Source organism: Streptomyces sp. (assembly GCF_036566765.1).
GTDB lineage: Bacteria > Actinomycetota > Actinomycetes > Streptomycetales > Streptomycetaceae > Streptomyces.
The window spans coordinates 1-16,221 of sequence record NZ_DATCVQ010000192.1; the positions used below are offsets into that span (position 1 = coordinate 1).

The window sequence follows — 16,221 nt, forward strand, 5'->3', positions numbered from 1 at the left end:
GGGGCCGCTTGGGCAGCAAACACCATCTGATCGTCGACCGGCACGGCACTCCGCTTGCAGTGTCGCTGACCGGAGGTAACCGACACGACGTCACCCAACTGATACCGCTGCTCGATGCCATCCCCCGGATCCGCGGTCTGCGCGGTCGTCCCCGCCACCGTCCCCGGCGGCTCTTCGCCGACCGTGGCTACGACTACGACAAGCACCGCCGACTCCTGCGCAGCCGAGAAATCGCCCCGAAGATCGCCCGGCGTGGCGCCCCGCACGGCTCCGGACTGGGCAAGACTCGGTGGGTGGTAGAGCGCACTTTCGCCTGGCTCCACCAGTTCAAGCGGCTGCGCAACCGCTACGAAATACGAGCCGACCTGCATCAGAGCCTTCTCGAACTCGCCTGCAGCATCATCTGCTTGAGGCGCCTCTACGCCATCAGCCGCGCAGGATCCGGTACGTCAGGTGGGTGACGGCCGGGGAGTGGCTCACGCGTGCGGCTTCGAAGATGAGGGCGGAGGAGACGTCCTCGAAGAGGCGGACTCCCTTGCCCAGCACGATGGGTGCCAGGTGGATCTGGAGTTCGTCGATCAGACCGGCGTTGAGGAACTGGCGCACGGTGTGGGCGCCGCCTGAGATCTGGACGTCCTTGCCGGCTGCGGCTTCACGGGCCTGGGCCAGGGCGGAGTCGATGCCGTCGGTGACGAAGGTGAAGGTGGTGCCGCCCTGGCGGACCCACGGGTCCCTGGCGGAGTGGGTCAGGACGAAGACGGGGGCGCGGAACGGCGGCGGGTCGGGCCAGCCCTGTTCACCTTCGTCGAACATGCGGCGGCCCATGATGTACGCCCCGGCGCGGTCGAAGTTCTCCCGCACGATCTCGTCGTCCGCGTTGCTCTCGCCGTCGGCAAGGCTCTGGCGTTCGCGCCAGCTCGCGACGTTCTCGACCCATTCGTGGATGCGGAGCCCGCCGTCGCCGAGAGGGTTGCCGGGGCCTGCGTTGGGGCCGGCAATGAAGCCGTCCAGGGACATGCCCAGGCTGGCGAAGACCTTGCTCATGCCGTCTCCTCGGTGGTGAAGAACTCGATCACGGCGGGAGCGAGGACGTTCGGGTCGACGCCGTGGTCCTGGCCGTCGAGCGTGCGGTGCTGGCCGGGCAGGGCGTGGGCGCCGGCCCGGATCCAGCTCTCGCTCGCGCTCCCGTCCAGCACGAGCAGCCGGTCGGCCAGGGTGTTCCATCCCTCGGTCGGCAACGGGCGTCCGGACATGGTGTCGCCCATGACGGCGCAGTCGTACGGCAGCGTGTGGGCGACTGCTTCCATGTCGGCCCAGAACGGCGCGTGGCGCATTCCGGCGACGACGTCGGCCGGGACACCGACGGCCTGGGTCAGGAAGTAGGCGACCGCCTCGCCGCGAGCGCCGTCCACCACGAGGCTGGTGAGGTGTTCGAGGTAGTCGTCGGGGATTGGCGGGCGGCTGTCGTCGACCACGAACGGCGGTTCGTACACCGAGAGCCGGGAGATCGAGCTGCCCCGGACCGCCGCCCGCAGGGCGAGGACGGCACCGGACGACATGCCGTGGACGAACGCGGTTCCGCCCGCGAGGTCGATCAGGGCGTCCAGGTCCTCGACCTCGCGCTGGACGTCGTACGGGGCGGTGTCACCGCTGTCGCCCCGGCCGCGGCGGTCGTAGGTGATGACATCGAAGTGCTCACCGAGCAGCGCGGGAAGCTCCCCGAAGTCGCCGCGCCGCTGAAAGGCGCCGCCGACAAGCACCAGGGCGGGTCCCCGGCCGGTTCGTTCATAGGCGATGGCCGTGCCGTCGTGCGAGAAAACCTTGTCCATGGGATCTGTCTCCGCTCATGTCGACGGGTTGTTCACCCGCCCCGATGGGAACTGGACGGTACAGTACCCATTTGAGTACTGGTCCGTCTAGTACTGTTGAGAGGAGAAAGGGAGGGTCATGGAGAAGACGCAGACGGAAGGACGCTCGGCCCGCAAGCGCCAGGCGATCCTGGAGGCGGCCACGACGGTGTTCCTGAACAAGGGGTACCTGGGCACGAGCATGGACGAGGTCGCCGCCCTGGCCTCGGTGTCCAAGCAGACGGTCTACAAGAACTTCGCCGACAAGCAGCGGCTGTTCACCGAGATCATCCACGGCGGCCTCGACCGCATCGACGAGCTTTTCAGTGACGTCACCGGCTCACTGGCTGCGACCGAGGACTTGGAGAAGGACCTCGCCGTGCTCGCCCGGCAGTTCGTCACCATCCTCACCCAGCCTCGCCTGCTCCAACTGCGCCGGCTGGTCATCGCCGAGGCCGACCGCTTCCCCGAACTCGGCCGTACGTACTACGAGCGTGGCCCCGAACGCGTCCACGCACTCCTCGCCGAGAGCTTCGGACGCCTTGCCGAGCGCAAGCTACTGACCCTGGACGACCCGGTCCTCGCGGCCAACCACCTCACGTGGCTGATCACCTCGATCCCGGTCAACAAGGTCATGTTCTGCGGCTCGGGCGAACAGTTCACCCGAGCCGAACTCGACCACTACGCCGATGAAGCGGTACGGGTCTTCCTCGCCGCCTACCGTCCGGCTTCCACCTGACGAAAGGCGCGTCGACAGCGACATTCTGAAACGGTCAGTTAACGCCCCGCCGTTGTCCCCCGAGTCACACGGGGCAACTCCCGCCCCGCCTCTTACCCTTCCCGGCCGCGTTAGCGTCGTTACCACCGGGCAGTGACCAGCCGGGCATGAAGCCCGGCCCCGCGACGGCCGAAGGCCGCCGAGACGGCAATGGGCAACCCATACAACTGCCGCGCAACCCACCCACGGGCCCGCCGGCCGCCTACGGCGACCGGCACACACCCGGCCTCCCCGCGTGGACCCGTCCCCCCGGGCCGCCCTCCGAGTGTGAAAAGGCCCCTGGAGGTGTCGGGTCAAGGGTGGAGCGAAGCGGAATCGCGAAGCGACGCGACGAAGGAGCGCCCTTGAGGCGGCACCTCCAGGGGCCACACTCGGAAAGAGGGCGGTCCCACCCGCGTCCCACGCACCCGGCCAACCCCAAGTCAGCCCGCGTGGAGCTCCTGCACGAACGTGGACCAGGCCCTGGGGGAGACGGTGAGGGCGGGGACGTTGGTGTCTTTGGAGTCGCGGACGTGGACGGTGTGGGGGCAGGCGGCGACCTCGACGCAGGCCCCGCCCTGGTCACCGCTGTAGGAGGACTTGGTCCAGGCGATGGCGACCTCGACGCAAGCCCCGCCCTGCTCGCTGCTGTAGCTGCTCTTGAACCAGTTGAGGTCGGTGCTCATAGTTCTCGTGCCACCTGTTCGATGAGTCGTACGGAGTCCTCCGGCGTGAGGGCCTGCGCCCGCAGGGCGCTGTAGCGGGCGGAGACGTCTCCCACGTCCGGCTGTTCGCTGAGAAAGTACCTGCCGCCCTGTCCTTCGACATAGACGATTTGACTACGTCGTTCCTCGGTCTCCAAGAGGATGAAAGGCCCGCTGAGTCCGGCGTGTGTCCATCGGTCTTCCGGCATCACCTGGATCGTGACGTTGCGGAGTTCGGCGCACTCGCACACGTGCAGCAGGTTCTTCCGTAGAACGTCGGGGCCGCCGAGCGGTTTGGTGAGCGCAGCCTTCTCGAGGACGAAGGTGACCAGCGGGGTGGGCTTGCGGAAGAAGACCTGCTGCCGTGCGAGCCGGGCCGCCACGCCAGCCTCTATCTCGTCGTCCTCCAGCGCCGGTACCGCGCAGTTGAAGACCGCCCGCGCGTAGTCCTCGGTCTGGAGCAGACCGGGGATGAGGTGGTTCTCGTACCAGTGGATCCCCGCAGCCCTCTGCTCCTCCACCAGATAGTCCTCGAACCAAGCCGCGATTCCGCTAGCCGTCACCTCCTCCGCGACCTCCAGAAGTGCACCCTGTGCACCGAGGAAATCGTCCGCCTCCGCGACGAAATTCCCCCTGGGGCGACGCTCCCCGCGTTCGATCATCGCCACCTGTGACTTGGAATATCCGGTCTGGTCGCCCAGCGCCTCCTGCGAGACCTTCGCCCGCTCCCGATAGAACCGCAGCAGCCTCCCGAAAGCCTTCGCAGCTCCCGGGCTCTTGTTGTTCCCGACTTTCACAACCGGCCTCCCCGAGTGCACAGCCCCACACAAAGCGCTTGTGGCGCTGGTCACAGTCAATCGCGCTCTCCAAGCTGGCGTCATGAATCTGCGCAACTCGCTTGACAGCGTGCCCTCCTGGGTCCCCGACACCGGGCACGCCCTCCGTCACGTAGGCGTCCACTTCGACGCCGTGCGGATCCCCGGGGTCATCGGGGAGGACGTGGCGTACCGGCTCATGGAGTTCACGGACTTCCTGGCCGGGCCCATCGTGCGGGAGGCCACCCGCGAGCGGAACCTGTACTTCCTGCTGCCGCCCCGTACCGCCGGCGCGCACGCCTGGCCCGCGCCCGCACGTGCTCTGGGGCGCGACGGGCGGAGTGCCGCGTTCGTGGGGATCCCCGCGGTCAACGGTCTGACGTGGCCGTTGGGCTGGCGTTCCCTGCCCACCGAGGAGAACCCCTTCGTGGAGCCGGACCTGCTGTACGAGACGCTCGTCCGCGCGCTCAACTGACGGGCTCAGGCGACCTCGACCGCAGCCTCAGCCTCGACCGCAGCCTCAGCCGCAGCCGCAGGCTCGCCCCCAGCCCCAGCCCCAACCTCGACCTCAACCGCCACCTTCTCCGCCCCGATCCGCCGCATCCGCTCACTGCCCCACGTCCCCAGGGCGGACAGGGCGGTGTTGAGGGAGACGCCGTGTTCCGTCAGGGAGTACTCGACCTTCGGCGGGACCACCGCGTACACCTCGCGGTGTACCAGGCCGTCCTCCTCCATCTCCCGCAGATGCTGGACCAGCATCTTCTCGCTGACGCCCGGCAGACCGCGCCGGAGCTCCGCGAAGCGGCGGGTTCCGTGGTGGTGGAGTTCCCAGAGGATCAGGGACTTCCACTTGCCCGAGACGACGTCCATCGCCGCGTCGATTCCGCAGAAGTAGGGGCCCTGTCGTCCCGAGGTCGCCATGCGCGCCGTCCGTCCCTCCGAGCCGTGGCGAGCACTTACCCGCAGGTGAGTACCCCACTAATTAGTCCGTACTGGTCAACCCTACTGGTGGCGCTGACGATTGATTCGTTGACGAAATCGAAGGGACCCCCCGAAAAATGACAGGCCACACAACCCTCCCGGTGACTTCCGTGACCCCCGTGACCCCCGTGACCCCCGTGACCCTCCTCGGACTCGGAGCCATGGGCGCCGCCCTCGCCGAAGCCCTGCTCAAAGCCGGCCACGCGACCACCGTCTGGAACCGCTCCCCCGGAAAGGCCGACGCCCTCGTCGCGCAGGGCGCGACCGTGGCCGCGACGCCCGGCGATGCGATCCGTGCCGGCGAGCTCGTGATCGTCTGCCTCTTCGACCATGCCTCCGTCCACGAGGTGCTCGACCCCCTGGCCCCCGACCTGGCCGGGCGCACCCTGCTCAACCTGACCACCACCAAGCCCGAGCAGGCGCGGGAGCTGGCGGTCTGGGCGGCCGAGGCGGGGGTCGCGTACCTGGACGGCGGCATCATGGCTGTGCCGGGCATGATCGGGCAGCCGGGGGCCTCGATCCTGTACAGCGGATCGGCCGAGGTCTTCGGCGAACACCGCGCGCTGCTCGACCTCTGGGCGAGCAGCACCTACTTCGGCGAGGACGCCGGGCTGGCGTCCCTGTACGACTTCGCGTTGCTCTCCGCGATGTACGTGATGTTCGCGGGATTCATGCACGGTGCGGCCATGGTCGCGCCGGCCGGGGTGAGCGCGCGCGAGTTCGCATCCATGGCCGCACCGTGGCTGACCGCCATGACCGGCGGGTTCGACGGCTTCGGGGAGGTCATCGACGGCGGGGACTACACCGTCCCCGGACAGCAGAGCCTGGAGTTCTCCAACCTCGGGCTGTTCATCGAGGCGAGCGCCGAGCAGGGCGTCGGCGCCGAGCCCATCGCCATGGTCCAGCGGCTCATCCAGCGTCAGCTCGACGCGGGCCACGGAGGGGAGGGCTTCGCCCGGATCATCGAGAGCATCAAGCACCCGGCCTGAGCCGGACCCGCGGGCTCACGCGTCAGAACGCGAAGACCGGCCCCTCCGTCATCGCGGAGCGCATCTCGCAGGAGTTGGCGTACATGGCCGACCAGCTGACGCGCTTGCCCTGCCAGACACCGTCGCCGGTGATCGTGACCGGCTGCCACTGGCGCGTACAGGCGCGGGTGGGCGCTTCTGCGGCCAGGTCCGTGAAGTCACCGTTGACGGCGCTCAGTTGGGCGCAGGCCGCCTTCGGGTCGGGGTGGCTGCCGCTGGGGGTGGGGGCGCAGGTCAGGGTCACTGCGCGGACGACGGTGGCGGTGTCGGCGGTCTCGCCCGCGCCGATCGTGAGCACCAGGGCGGACGGCGGGTAGAGCCCGGAGGTCGCGGCCCCGGCTATGCCGGGGTAGGCGGCGGTGCCGAGGAGCGCGAGGCCGGTGACGGCGGCGAGCGCGGTGATGCGGTAGGAGTTGCTGAGGTGACGCACGGGGGTGTCCCTTCGGATGTCACTGCGGGTGCCGCAGTGGAGTCACTGCGGGTGTCACTGCGGCGTCACAGCTGATCTCGCTGCCGGACGGCCGCTGCGGGTGCACTTCGGATGTCAGTGCGATGCAGGTTGACTGCGGACGGGAGTCTTGCCGACGCGCTGCGTGATCGCACATCCCCCGCCGCTTTCCGGCCGCGACCCCGCACGAGCCCCCGACCGACTGGTCGTTTGGGCCCTCGGGGCCCTCGCGGCCGTCAGTGGTTCAACCCCGAACGGTCCCCTGACCTGCGCGGATCCAAAAATGGTTCAGGGGCGGACCACCCGCATCCGCCCCTGGTCGACCGGAAACCGCGCCTAGCCCCTCGTCCCTCCTCCTGCATCCCTCCTCCTACCCCCCTCCTCACTACCCCTTGCTCACCGCCGTCAGGATCTCCGGCAGCCGGCTCGCCGTCCGCGGGGCCGCCGCTCGCAGCCCGGCCCAGGCGATCAGTGCCCCGTACGCCGTGCCGAAGGGGAGGATCAGCCACAGCAGGTCGCGGTGGTCGGTGAGGTGGAGCAGGAGCGTCGCGCCGACCACCGGGGCCGACAGAAGAGCCGCAGCGATCATGCCGCCGAGGATGGAGATCCACGCCAGGCCGCTCTGCCCCGGGGCGACGTTCTTGTACGCGCTGTCCTGGGGGATCGAGTACGGGAAGTTCGCCGAGGCCACCGCGCCCGTCGCCAGCATCGCGCCGAGCAGGGCGAACGCCACGCCCAGGGCGTCCGGCAGCGCGGCCCAGTCGCCGAGGGCCGCGGCCGTGGCCACGGTGACCAGGGTCGTGTACGGGAGCGTGATCGCGAGCAGCGCCAGGGCCCGCGCCCGCAGCTCGGCGTACGCGTCCTCGGTCGAGGCGATCGTCTGCGCGACCATCCAGAACGCCGAGGTGTCCTGGCCGAACTGGTTGTACATCTGGATGCCGAGCATCCCGGACGCGAAGCATGCGAAGTAGATCGTGCCGGTCCCCTGGAAGGCGTTGAACAGCGGCACGATCGCGCCGATCGCCAGCGACGTCACCCACGCCGCCTTCGTCTTCGGGTCCCGCCACACGTACCGCAGGCTGCGCTGCATCACCGCGCCCGTACGGCCCTCCCAGCCGCCGGAGTTCCCCGGCGTCCCCCGCACCCCCGTCGCCTCTATCGTCGAGCCGTCCGGCGCGGTCATCAGCCGCACCAGGCTCCGCCGCCACCAGAGCAGCAGCGCCCACAGCGCCGCCCCCGCCAGCAGCAGCCCCGCCGCCGCCCGCCCGTACGCGCCCTCGCTCGCCGCGTCGATCGCCGCCATCGCCGAGACCGGGGGCAGCCAGCTCAACGCCTCCGCGGCCGGGTCGAGCACCGAGAGGCCGCCGGCGCGGCCGAGCCGCTGCGCGCCGAAGTTGATCACCTGGATGCCGACCGCGATCAGCAGACCGCTCAGCACCGCCAGGTCGCGACCCTTGCGCGAGGTCAGCAGCCGGATGTTCGCCGCCGCGACCGCCCGCGACAGCGCCACGCATCCCAGCACCATCAGCGGCACCGCGAGCACCGCGGTCGCCACCCCGGCCGCGCCGTGCGCGAGCGCCAGCGCGCCGCCGAGCACGAGGCAGAACGTGAACAGCGGCCCGATCCCGACCAGCGAGGCCACGAGCAGCGCCCGCACCAGCGGCTGCGGTCGCAGCGGCAGCATCACCAAGCGCGAGGGGTCCAGCGTCTCGTCGCCGCTCGGCACGAACAGCGGCATCACCGCCCAGCCCAGCGCCAGCGCCCCGGTCAGCAGCACCGCGACCGTGTCCACGTCCCCGTTGCCCCGCATCAGGACGAACGAGAGCAGCAGCGCCGCCGCCGCGAGCAGCGCCCCGACCAGCGAGGCCGCGAACGCCGCCGCGCGCCCGGTCGACTGCCGCAGCCCGTTGCGCAGCAACGCCACCTTGAGCCGTACGAAAACGGACGTCAGCCCCGGCGCACCCGCCGTACTCTCCGCGCTCATCGCCCCGCCCCGCCGCCCAGCCAGTCCAGCGTCTCCCCGGCGGTGTCCCGCCCGTTCGCGCCCACCAGCTCCAGGAACGCGGCCTGCAGGGACGGCGCGTCGCCGCGTACTTCCTCCAGCGGGCCGTGGGCGCGGATCTGGCCGCCGGCCATCACGGCGACCCAGTCGCACAGCGACTCGACGAGCTCCATCACATGGCTGGAGAAGACGACCGTCGCGCCCGATGCGGTGTACCGCTCCAGGACGCCGCGGATGGTCTGCGCGGAGACGGGGTCGACGCCCTCGAACGGCTCGTCCAGGAAGAGGACGTCCGGGTTGTGCAGCAGCGCCGCCGCGAGGCCGATCTTCTTGCGCATGCCGGTCGAGTAGTCGACGACCAGCTTGTGCTGCGCGCCCGCGAGGTCGAGTACGTCGAGGAGTTGGGCGGCGCGCCGGTCGACCTCGTCGCCGGGCAGCCCCCGCAGCCGCCCGGTGTACGCGAGGAGTTCGCGGCCCGAGAGCCGCTCGAAGAGCCGCAGGCCCTCCGGCAGGATGCCGATCCGGGCCTTCACGGCGGCGGGGTCCTGCCACACGTCGTGGCCGGCGACCTCGACCCGGCCGTGGTCCGGGCGCAGCAGGCCGGTCACCATCGACAGGGTGGTGGTCTTGCCGGCCCCGTTGGGGCCGACGAGGCCGATGAACCGGCCTGCGGGGAGCTCGAGATCGACGCCCGCCACGGCGATCTGCTGCCCGAACCGCTTCCACAGTCCCTCGACGCGGACGGCGGGCGGCGTCACCGACGCCTCGCCCGCCGTCTCGTTCGCGGTCTCGTTCGCTGCCCCGGAAGTCGCTCTGGACGCGGCCCCGGCAGTCGCTCCGGAAGTCGCTCTAGTTGTCGCTCCGGAAGTCGTTCCGGATGTCCCTTCGGACATGGCGCCCAGCCTCTCGGTCGTCCCCGTCGGTCGGGAGCAACCTTAGGACGAGCGCCCTCAGGGCCGCCGGGCGCGCGCCGCGGCGGCCTCGCGTCCGCAGGCGTACGCGAGCGGGCTGATGAGCTCCTCCGCGTCCGGCAGCCAGCGGTTGGCCGGGGTGGGGCGGCGGGCCCACTGGACCGCGCCGCTCCCGCCGACCCGGGTGGGCGGGGCGGCCACGTAGTGGCCCTCGCCGCGGGCGATCAGGTCGAGGGAGCTGGGCATCCAGCCGAGCTTGCGGACCAGCTCCGGCACCTTGACGGCCGCGCCGGGCAGCACGAAGAACATCATGCGGCGGTCGGGGGTGCAGGTCACCGGGCCGAGGGTGAGCTCCATCCGCTCCATCCGGGCCAGCGCGAGGAAGCCCGCCGACTCGGGCACGTCGAGGACGTCGAAGGTACGACCGGTCGGCAGCAGGATCGAGGCCTTGGGCTGCTTGCCCCAGATCCGGCGCGCCGCGACGGCGCTGCCGGTGGCCTGCGTCGCCCAGTCCGGTCTGGCCGGGTGCGCGCCGGGCGCGGCGCAGTCGGCGGCGCCGCAGGAGCATCGCTCGGCGCCCTCCACCGCCTCCAGCCAGGTGCCGGCGAACACGTCCCAGTGCCGCTCTTCCGCGTACCGCACGGCACTGTCCAGCAGCTGTTCGCCGCGCTGCTTGGGGATCTGTGCGGCTTCCGTGACTCCGATGGTCTCTTCCACGCCCCACTCAACTCCCGCCGTCACCTGGGGTTACGGGCGTCACAAAGAGCGGCGTGGCGCATCGATCCTGCATGCGGGGCGCATGGGTGCACGGGTGGGGGCGCGCATGCGGCAGGGGAGCGGCGGAAGGGTAGCCAGAGTCGGGGGGCGTCGACGCACACGCCATGGTCGATGCGTCCGGTTTCGCGTGTTCACATCGGCATTGACCGGATATCCGCCGGGCAGTGATCAGTTCACTGATCATGCACGGCCTCAGGGGGTTCATCATGGCAGCCAGGCCTCTCGTCGCCCGTCAGCCCAACGAACGGCTGCAGGCGCTCATCCAGGAAGCCGGGTGCTCCAACGCCGGGCTCGCCCGGCGGGTCAACATGGTCGGCGCGGAGCGCGGCCTCGATCTGCGGTACGACAAGACCTCGGTGGCCCGCTGGCTGCGCGGCCAGCAGCCGCGCGGCCGGGCGCCGGGGATCATCGCGGAGGCGCTGGGCCGCAAGCTGGGCCGCACGGTCACGATCGACGAGATCGGCATGGCGAACGGCAAGAACCTGGCGTCGGGGGTGGGCCTGCAGTTCTCGCCGACCGTGGTCGGGGCGATCGAGCAGGTCTGCGAGCTGTGGCGGAGCGACGTGGGCCGCCGGGACTTCCTGTCGGGCTCGGCGGTGGCGGCCTCGGCGCTGGTCGAGCCGAGCCGGGACTGGCTGATCACCGGCGCGGACACGCAGGTGGCGCGGTCGGCCGGGGCGCGGGTCGGGGCCTCGGACGTGGCGGCGGTGCGGGCCATGACGGGCGCGCTGGTCGACCTGGACCACCGGTTCGGCAGCGGCCATGTGCGGCCGGTGGTGGTGCACTACCTGAACAGTGTGGTCGCGGGGATGCTGTCCGGGGCGTACCGGGAGTCCGTGGGGCGGGAGTTGTTCGCGGCCGTGGCGCGACTGACCGAGCTGGCCGGGTACATGGCGGTGGACACCGGGCAGCCGGGGCTCGCGCAGCGGTACTACATCCAGGCGCTGCGGCTCGCGCAGGCGGCCGGGGACCGCGGGTACGGCGGGTATGTGCTGGCCGCGTCCATGAGTCATCTGGCCGCGCAGCTCGGCAACCCGCGGGAGATCGCGCAGTTGGCGCGGGCCGCGCAGGAGGGCGCGCGGGGTCGGGTGACGCCGCGGGCGGAGGCGATGTTCCTGGCGGCGGAGGCGCGCGGGCACGCGCTGCTCGGCGACGCGCGGACGTTCGACGCGGTCGCGGGGCGGGCGGTGAGCGCCCTTGAGCAGGCCGATCCGGAGTCCGGCGACGACCCGGCGTGGATCGCGCACTTCGACCAGGCGTACCTCGCGGACGAACTCGCCCACGGCCACCGGGACCTGGGCCGCTCCGAGGAGGCGGCGCGGGCGGCGGAGGAGGCGCTGAGCGTGCTGCCGGAGTCGCGGGCGCGGCGGCGGGCGATCGGTCTGGTGCTGCTCGCGGCCGCGCAGGTGCAGCGGCGCGAGGTCGAGCAGGCGTGCCACACCGGCACCCGGGCGCTCGAACTCCTGGGCACGCTGCGCTCGTCGCGCGGTTCGGAGTACCTGGAGGACCTCCAGGTACGTCTGGAGCCGTACGCGGCGGAGCCGGCGGTGCGGGAGTTCGGCGCGCGGCTCGAGATCCAGGCGGCGTAGCAACCACCCGTAAGTGACCGGGGCCACACACATGTGCGGAGCGCGGGACGCACCCGGTAGCGTGAACCGACGCTTCCGTAGGTAGATCAGTAGGAGTCCCGGTGACGCAGCAGAGCGGACAGGGTCCGGAACCGCAGCTTCCCGCGGTGCGGCCCACGCACGAGGGTGTCGTGCTGCCCGCAGAGGGCGGCGTGCAGGGCGCACCCGGCGGCGGCCCGGCCGGAGGGCAGCCGTGGGGCGGCGCCTGGGGCCCGGGCGCGGGCCAGCAGCCCGCGATGCCGCCCGCCGCGCCCGCGATGCCTCCTGCCATGCCTCCTGCGATGCCGCCGGTCGCCCAGCCGCTGCCGCCGGAGACGGTCCCCGGAGGCGCGGCGGACATGCAGGCCACGCAGTACATCGCCCCGATCCCGGGCGGCCAGGGCCCCGGCCCGATGCCGCCGCAGGGCGGGTACGGCTACCCCGGCCCCGGCGCGGACGCGGACATGCAGGCCACGCAGCACATACCGCAGGGCGGGTACGGGTACCCCGGGCCCGGTGGCGCGGGTGCGGCGGGGGACATGCAGGCCACGCAGCACATTCCGCCGGTGCAGGCGCAGGGCGGGGGCGACACGCAGTTCCTCGGCACCGGGCCGCTCCCGCGCGGCGGCGGCGACTCCGAGGCGACGCAGTACATGCCGCCCGTACCGGCGCAGCCGCTGGGCGAGGAGCGCACCCAGCCGCCCGCCGAGTTCGACAACCTCTTCCGCAGCGACAGCGCGCCGCAGACGCCGCGTCAGCCGCAGTACCAGCAGCCGCAGTTCAACCAGCAGCCGCCGCCGTACCAGCGCCAGCAGCAGCACCAGCAGCAGGGCCAGTACGGGTACCAGCAGGACGACCAGGACTACGGCTACGACCCCGAGCCGCGCCGCAAGGCCCCCGTCGGGGCGATCGCCGCCGTCGTCATCGGCTGCGCGGTCCTCGGTCTCGGCGCGGGCGCGGTGCTCAGCGGCGGCGACAAGGACGACAAGGGCACTGGCAAGAACGTGGCGAACAGCTCCGCCGCCCCGTCCTCGCAGCCCTCCGCCGCGGCCGCCGACGCGGCGGAGCCGCAGGCCAAGGAGCTGGACAAGCTTCTCGCGGACAGCAACAACAGCCGCGACGCGGTGATCCGCTCGGTCGCGAGCATCCGGCAGTGCAAGAACCTCGACCAGGCCGCGAGCGACCTGCGCGGCGCGGCCGAGCAGCGCCGCGGTCTGGTGACCCGGCTGCAGGCGCTCTCCGTCGACCAGCTGCCGAAGCACGCGGAGCTGACCGCCGCGCTCACCAAGGCGTGGCAGGCGTCCGCCTCGGCCGACGATCACTACGCGGCCTGGGGCGACCAGATGAAGGGCAAGAAGGCCTGCAAGGGCGGCAACGCGCGCTCGACCCCCCAGTACTCCCAGGCCAACGCGAAGAGCGGCGAGGCCACCATCGCCAAGCGCGAGGCGGCCGGGCTGTGGAACCCGACCGCCGAGAAGTACGGACTGTCCAAGCGCCAGCCGACCCAGCTGTAGCGGCGGCGTCCGACAGTGCGCGGCGCCCTACCGGTTGCTGCGCACCGTCTCGCCGACGTCGACGAACCCGGGCTTCTGGGCCACCAGCCGTCCCTGGCGGACGACTTGGAACGTCACGTCGGAGTTGACGATCCGCGGGAAGCCGGGCGCGCCCAGCATGTCCTCGTACCGCCAGCGCAGCGGCGGGGTGAGCCCGCCGGTGTCGATCTCGACACCCCGGTCGAGGGCCTGGGAGACCCGCAGGGGGGTGATCTCGTCGGAGCCCAGCGTCTCGACGACCTTCTTCAGGACCGAGTACGCGATCCAGGTCGTCTGGACGCCGGCGTCGGCGGGGTCGATGCGGTTGTCCTCGAAGGCGTGCTCCTGGATGACCTTGAGCATCGGGTCCCAGGCCTTGTCCGCGGCGTCCGGGTACCAGCCGGTGACGTACGCGCCCTCGAAGGGGCTGCGCGAGCCGCCGGTGCGGTCGACCAGCGGCTGGCCGACGCTGCCGAGCACGGAGGAGATCCGCACCTCGCCGTCGGTCTCGGGCAGCCGGCGGAAGGAGTCGAAGAACGTCTGGGTGCGCTCGCCGAGCACCGCGGTGACGCAGCCCTTCTCGCGGCCGGCCCGCTCCCGCGCCCGGCCGGCCTGCATGGTGTACTCGCCGGCGTCCTCGACGGCCGGGATGTCGGTGGCGGTGCGGTGACTGGCCTTCTGCAGGCCGGAGTTGAGCAGGTTCGGCAGCTTGTCGCCGGCGACGGTGTCGGGCCGGACGAGGGAGACCTTGCGGCAGGTCGCGCCGAGCTGGATGCCGTGCCCGGCGACGAGCGAGGCCAGGCCGCCGTTGACCGGGTAGGACAGATGGCTGGAGAACTCGTCGTCGGCGATGCCGTAGCCGCCGATGTACGGGATGCCGGCGGCTTCAAGGGGGGCCATGAAGGCGCGGCCGTGCTGGCTGTACGAGCCGACGACGGCGATGACGTTCTCGCGGACGGCGCGGCGGGCGCAGGCCGAGGCCCCGGCCGGGGAGTTCTCCTCGTTGCAGGTCAGCACGCGCAGCTCGTGGCCGTTGAGGCCGCCCTCGGCGTTCACCGAGCGCGCGTACGCCTGGGCCATGGCCGGCATGCCGGGCATGTTGGTGGCACGGGTCCCGTCGGGGGCCCAGGTCATCACGGTGACGGGCTCCCTGGAGCCCCCCGTGACCCCAGGGAGGACGCCGCAGCCGGTGAGCAGGGACGCTCCCGCCGCCGCGGTGGTCATGTACGCGAGGAGTGAGGAAAGTCGCCTACCGGTCATGACCATGCACAATTCCGCCCTTTGGGTAACGCGGGAGTGTGCATAGTTCAACGCTCGGTGACGCCCAGGTGAATTGCGGGGGTCGGAGCGTGGTGGAGCCGGGGGCTCCTTCGCTTGATCCACAGGGGAACGTACGATCGAACGGTGTCCAGTCCTGTCTCTCCTTCGGTGAACTCTTCCCGTCGCGGCCGTCGCTCCTCCACCATGGGCGACATGCCGCTCAATGACATGCCGTGGTGGCGCTGGCGCAGCAACGTGCGTTCGGCGCTGCACATGCTCTCCGACCCCGTCTTCCACCAGGAGACCTGGCTGGCCGGTCACGACGGGTTCGGCGACGTCACCGACGCCGTCTACCGGCTGGTCGAGGACACCTGGCTGGACAACTGGTCCGCCGAGAAGTACGTCGGGACGATCTTCCGCGACTCCGGCGAGGCCGCGCTGGTGGACGTCGCCGTGCTGCGGGTGCTGCGGATTATGCACCAGGTCGGGGCCGACGCTCCGGTCTCCGCGTACCTGGAGCACCACGCCTGGCCGGAGGCGGTCCGGGCGTGCCGCGAGGCGCACGTACGGATGGCGACGGCGGACGGGGACGACCCGGACGCGCCGCCGCGCTCGCTGGACGTGCTGCGGATCATGACGCGGTCCGCCTGACGGACGGCGGACGTTGGGGTCCCCGGGGTGTGGCAGCCTATGGGGATGACTGACGAGTACGTCCTCACGCTCTCCTGCCCGGACAAAAAGGGCATCGTGCACGCCGTGTCGAGCTACCTGTTCATCACGGGATGCAACATCGAGGACAGTCAGCAGTTCAAGGACCGGGACACGGGTCTCTTCTTCATGCGGGTCCACTTCTCCGCCGAGGTCCCGGTCACGGTGGACAAGCTGCGCGCCAGCTTCGCGGCGGTGGGCGACTCGTACGCCATGGACTGGCAGCTCAACCGGGCCGACGAGCGCATGCGGGTCGTGCTGATGGTGTCGAAGTTCGGGCACTGCCTGAACGACCTGCTGTTCCGCTGGAAGATCGGCGCGCTGCCGGTGGACATCGCGGCGGTGGTGTCGAACCACACGGACTTCGCCGAGCTGGTGGGGTCGTACGGCATCCCGTTCCGGCACATCCCGGTGACGAAGGAGAACAAGCCCGAGGCGGAGGCGGAGCTGCTCGCGCTGGTGCGCGAGGAGAACGTCGAGCTGGTGGTGCTCGCGCGGTACATGCAGGTGCTGTCGGACGACCTGTGCAAGCAGCTGTCGGGCCGGATCATCAACATCCACCACTCGTTCCTGCCGAGCTTCAAGGGCGCGAAGCCGTACCACCAGGCGCACACGCGCGGTGTGAAGCTGATCGGCGCGACGGCGCACTATGTGACGGCCGACCTCGACGAGGGGCCGATCATCGAGCAGGAGGTCGAGCGGGTGGGGCACGAGGTCACCCCGGACCAGCTGGTGGCCATCGGGCGTGACGTGGAGTGCCAGGCGCTGGCGCGTGCGGTGAAGTGGCATGCGGAGCGGCGGATTCTGCTGAACGGGCGGCGGACGGTCGTGTTCGCGTAGCCGC

The 16,221-nt window shown here is 71.1% G+C and carries 18 protein-coding genes; 8 read left to right on the plus strand and 10 right to left on the minus strand.

The genetic code is table 11. The annotated features are described in order from the left end of the window. On the plus strand, positions 1 to 461 hold a 461-nt coding region (locus VIU94_RS10595), incomplete at its 5' end, for an IS5 family transposase (protein ID WP_331910012.1). Here VIU94_RS10595 and VIU94_RS10600 read toward each other — a convergent pair. Both VIU94_RS10600 and VIU94_RS10605 read right to left on the minus strand, forming a co-directional pair. Next, entirely contained in the window at positions 427 to 1,044 is a 618-nt protein-coding gene (locus tag VIU94_RS10600; RefSeq protein ID WP_331910014.1) for a dihydrofolate reductase family protein, read from the minus strand. The two genes, VIU94_RS10595 and VIU94_RS10600, sit on opposite strands and share 35 nt — an antisense overlap. Then, positions 1,041 to 1,829 (minus strand): alpha/beta fold hydrolase, encoded by a 789-nt coding sequence (locus tag VIU94_RS10605; protein WP_331910016.1) that lies wholly within the window; start codon positions 1,827 to 1,829, stop codon positions 1,041 to 1,043. Before VIU94_RS10605 ends, VIU94_RS10600 begins: the two co-directional genes overlap by 4 nt. A 118-nt stretch (positions 1,830 to 1,947) precedes the next feature. Here VIU94_RS10605 and VIU94_RS10610 point away from each other — a divergent pair, with 118 nt between their 5' ends. Next, on the plus strand, positions 1,948 to 2,586 hold the full coding sequence (locus VIU94_RS10610; protein ID WP_331910018.1) for a TetR/AcrR family transcriptional regulator: 639 nt from the start codon (positions 1,948 to 1,950) through the stop codon (positions 2,584 to 2,586). Between the two features lie 461 nt (positions 2,587 to 3,047). Here the strand turns inward: VIU94_RS10610 and VIU94_RS10615 are convergent, their stop codons facing one another. Both VIU94_RS10615 and VIU94_RS10620 read right to left on the minus strand, forming a co-directional pair. After that, positions 3,048 to 3,290: a DUF397 domain-containing protein gene (locus VIU94_RS10615; protein WP_331910020.1), complete on the minus strand. Its 243-nt coding sequence runs from the start codon at positions 3,288 to 3,290 to the stop codon at positions 3,048 to 3,050. Beyond that, entirely contained in the window at positions 3,287 to 4,105 is an 819-nt protein-coding gene (locus VIU94_RS10620; RefSeq protein ID WP_331910022.1) for a helix-turn-helix domain-containing protein, read from the minus strand. Before VIU94_RS10620 ends, VIU94_RS10615 begins: the two co-directional genes overlap by 4 nt. Before the next feature lie 82 nt (positions 4,106 to 4,187). Here VIU94_RS10620 and VIU94_RS10625 point away from each other — a divergent pair, with 82 nt between their 5' ends. Then, on the plus strand, positions 4,188 to 4,598 hold the full coding sequence (locus VIU94_RS10625; RefSeq protein WP_331910024.1) for a hypothetical protein: 411 nt from the start codon (positions 4,188 to 4,190) through the stop codon (positions 4,596 to 4,598). Positions 4,599 to 4,603: 5 nt separating this feature from the next. Here VIU94_RS10625 and VIU94_RS10630 read toward each other — a convergent pair whose 3' ends face one another. After that, positions 4,604 to 5,044, minus strand: a complete 441-nt coding sequence (locus VIU94_RS10630) for a winged helix-turn-helix transcriptional regulator (RefSeq protein WP_331910026.1) — start codon at positions 5,042 to 5,044, stop codon at positions 4,604 to 4,606. Between the two features lie 137 nt (positions 5,045 to 5,181). On the opposite strand from VIU94_RS10630, the gene VIU94_RS10635 reads away from it, so the two are divergent. After that, the gene (locus tag VIU94_RS10635; protein ID WP_524540627.1) at positions 5,182 to 6,093 is read left to right on the plus strand and encodes an NAD(P)-dependent oxidoreductase; all 912 of its coding nucleotides are present in this window, start codon (positions 5,182 to 5,184) and stop codon (positions 6,091 to 6,093) included. Positions 6,094 to 6,115: 22 nt separating this feature from the next. Here the strand turns inward: VIU94_RS10635 and VIU94_RS10640 are convergent, their stop codons facing one another. The 4 genes from VIU94_RS10640 to VIU94_RS10655 all read right to left on the minus strand — a co-directional run bounded on the left by VIU94_RS10640 (position 6,116) and on the right by VIU94_RS10655 (position 10,210). Beyond that, on the minus strand, positions 6,116 to 6,562 hold the full coding sequence (locus VIU94_RS10640) for a subtilase-type protease inhibitor (RefSeq protein ID WP_331910029.1): 447 nt from the start codon (positions 6,560 to 6,562) through the stop codon (positions 6,116 to 6,118). Between the two features lie 403 nt (positions 6,563 to 6,965). After that, positions 6,966 to 8,564 carry a transporter gene (locus VIU94_RS10645; protein ID WP_331910031.1) on the minus strand — a complete coding sequence of 533 codons (1,599 nt, stop codon included), beginning with the start codon at positions 8,562 to 8,564 and terminating at the stop codon, positions 6,966 to 6,968. Next, positions 8,561 to 9,475 carry an ABC transporter ATP-binding protein gene (locus VIU94_RS10650; protein WP_331910033.1) on the minus strand — a complete coding sequence of 305 codons (915 nt, stop codon included), beginning with the start codon at positions 9,473 to 9,475 and terminating at the stop codon, positions 8,561 to 8,563. Before VIU94_RS10650 ends, VIU94_RS10645 begins: the two co-directional genes overlap by 4 nt. Before the next feature lie 57 nt (positions 9,476 to 9,532). Next, positions 9,533 to 10,210 carry a bifunctional DNA primase/polymerase gene (locus VIU94_RS10655; RefSeq protein WP_331910035.1) on the minus strand — a complete coding sequence of 226 codons (678 nt, stop codon included), beginning with the start codon at positions 10,208 to 10,210 and terminating at the stop codon, positions 9,533 to 9,535. Between the two features lie 266 nt (positions 10,211 to 10,476). Between VIU94_RS10655 and VIU94_RS10660 the strand changes: the two genes are divergently transcribed. Beyond that, a complete protein-coding gene (locus VIU94_RS10660; protein WP_331910037.1) occupies positions 10,477 to 11,859 on the plus strand; it encodes an NsdA family TPR-like regulatory protein in 1,383 nt (460 codons plus the stop codon). Positions 11,860 to 11,960: 101 nt separating this feature from the next. Beyond that, positions 11,961 to 13,391: a hypothetical protein gene (locus tag VIU94_RS10665; RefSeq protein WP_331910039.1), complete on the plus strand. Its 1,431-nt coding sequence runs from the start codon at positions 11,961 to 11,963 to the stop codon at positions 13,389 to 13,391. A 27-nt stretch (positions 13,392 to 13,418) separates the two neighbouring features. Here VIU94_RS10665 and VIU94_RS10670 read toward each other — a convergent pair whose 3' ends face one another. Beyond that, a complete protein-coding gene (locus tag VIU94_RS10670; protein WP_331910041.1) occupies positions 13,419 to 14,669 on the minus strand; it encodes an ABC transporter substrate-binding protein in 1,251 nt (416 codons plus the stop codon). 204 nt (positions 14,670 to 14,873) lie between these two features. Between VIU94_RS10670 and VIU94_RS10675 the strand changes: the two genes are divergently transcribed. Both VIU94_RS10675 and purU read left to right on the plus strand, forming a co-directional pair. Beyond that, a complete protein-coding gene (locus tag VIU94_RS10675) occupies positions 14,874 to 15,320 on the plus strand; it encodes an SCO4402 family protein (RefSeq protein ID WP_331910089.1) in 447 nt (148 codons plus the stop codon). A gap of 45 nt (positions 15,321 to 15,365) precedes the next feature. Continuing rightward, a complete protein-coding gene (gene purU, locus VIU94_RS10680; RefSeq protein WP_331910043.1) occupies positions 15,366 to 16,217 on the plus strand; it encodes a formyltetrahydrofolate deformylase in 852 nt (283 codons plus the stop codon). Positions 16,218 to 16,221: the final 4 nt, after the last annotated feature.

Coding starts and splice junctions, on each gene's coding strand:
- VIU94_RS10630 (WP_331910026.1), bottom strand. CDS start 5,044: ATGGCGACCTCGGGACGACAGGGCCCCTACTTCTGCGGAATCGACGCG.
- VIU94_RS10675 (WP_331910089.1), top strand. CDS start 14,874: ATGGGCGACATGCCGCTCAATGACATGCCGTGGTGGCGCTGGCGCAGC.
- VIU94_RS10635 (WP_524540627.1), top strand. CDS start 5,182: ATGACAGGCCACACAACCCTCCCGGTGACTTCCGTGACCCCCGTGACC.
- VIU94_RS10670 (WP_331910041.1), bottom strand. CDS start 14,669: ATGACCGGTAGGCGACTTTCCTCACTCCTCGCGTACATGACCACCGCG.
- VIU94_RS10625 (WP_331910024.1), top strand. CDS start 4,188: ATGAATCTGCGCAACTCGCTTGACAGCGTGCCCTCCTGGGTCCCCGAC.
- VIU94_RS10610 (WP_331910018.1), top strand. CDS start 1,948: ATGGAGAAGACGCAGACGGAAGGACGCTCGGCCCGCAAGCGCCAGGCG.
- purU (WP_331910043.1), top strand. CDS start 15,366: ATGACTGACGAGTACGTCCTCACGCTCTCCTGCCCGGACAAAAAGGGC.
- VIU94_RS10615 (WP_331910020.1), bottom strand. CDS start 3,290: ATGAGCACCGACCTCAACTGGTTCAAGAGCAGCTACAGCAGCGAGCAG.
- VIU94_RS10605 (WP_331910016.1), bottom strand. CDS start 1,829: ATGGACAAGGTTTTCTCGCACGACGGCACGGCCATCGCCTATGAACGA.
- VIU94_RS10600 (WP_331910014.1), bottom strand. CDS start 1,044: ATGAGCAAGGTCTTCGCCAGCCTGGGCATGTCCCTGGACGGCTTCATT.
- VIU94_RS10645 (WP_331910031.1), bottom strand. CDS start 8,564: ATGAGCGCGGAGAGTACGGCGGGTGCGCCGGGGCTGACGTCCGTTTTC.
- VIU94_RS10660 (WP_331910037.1), top strand. CDS start 10,477: ATGGCAGCCAGGCCTCTCGTCGCCCGTCAGCCCAACGAACGGCTGCAG.
- VIU94_RS10650 (WP_331910033.1), bottom strand. CDS start 9,475: ATGTCCGAAGGGACATCCGGAACGACTTCCGGAGCGACAACTAGAGCG.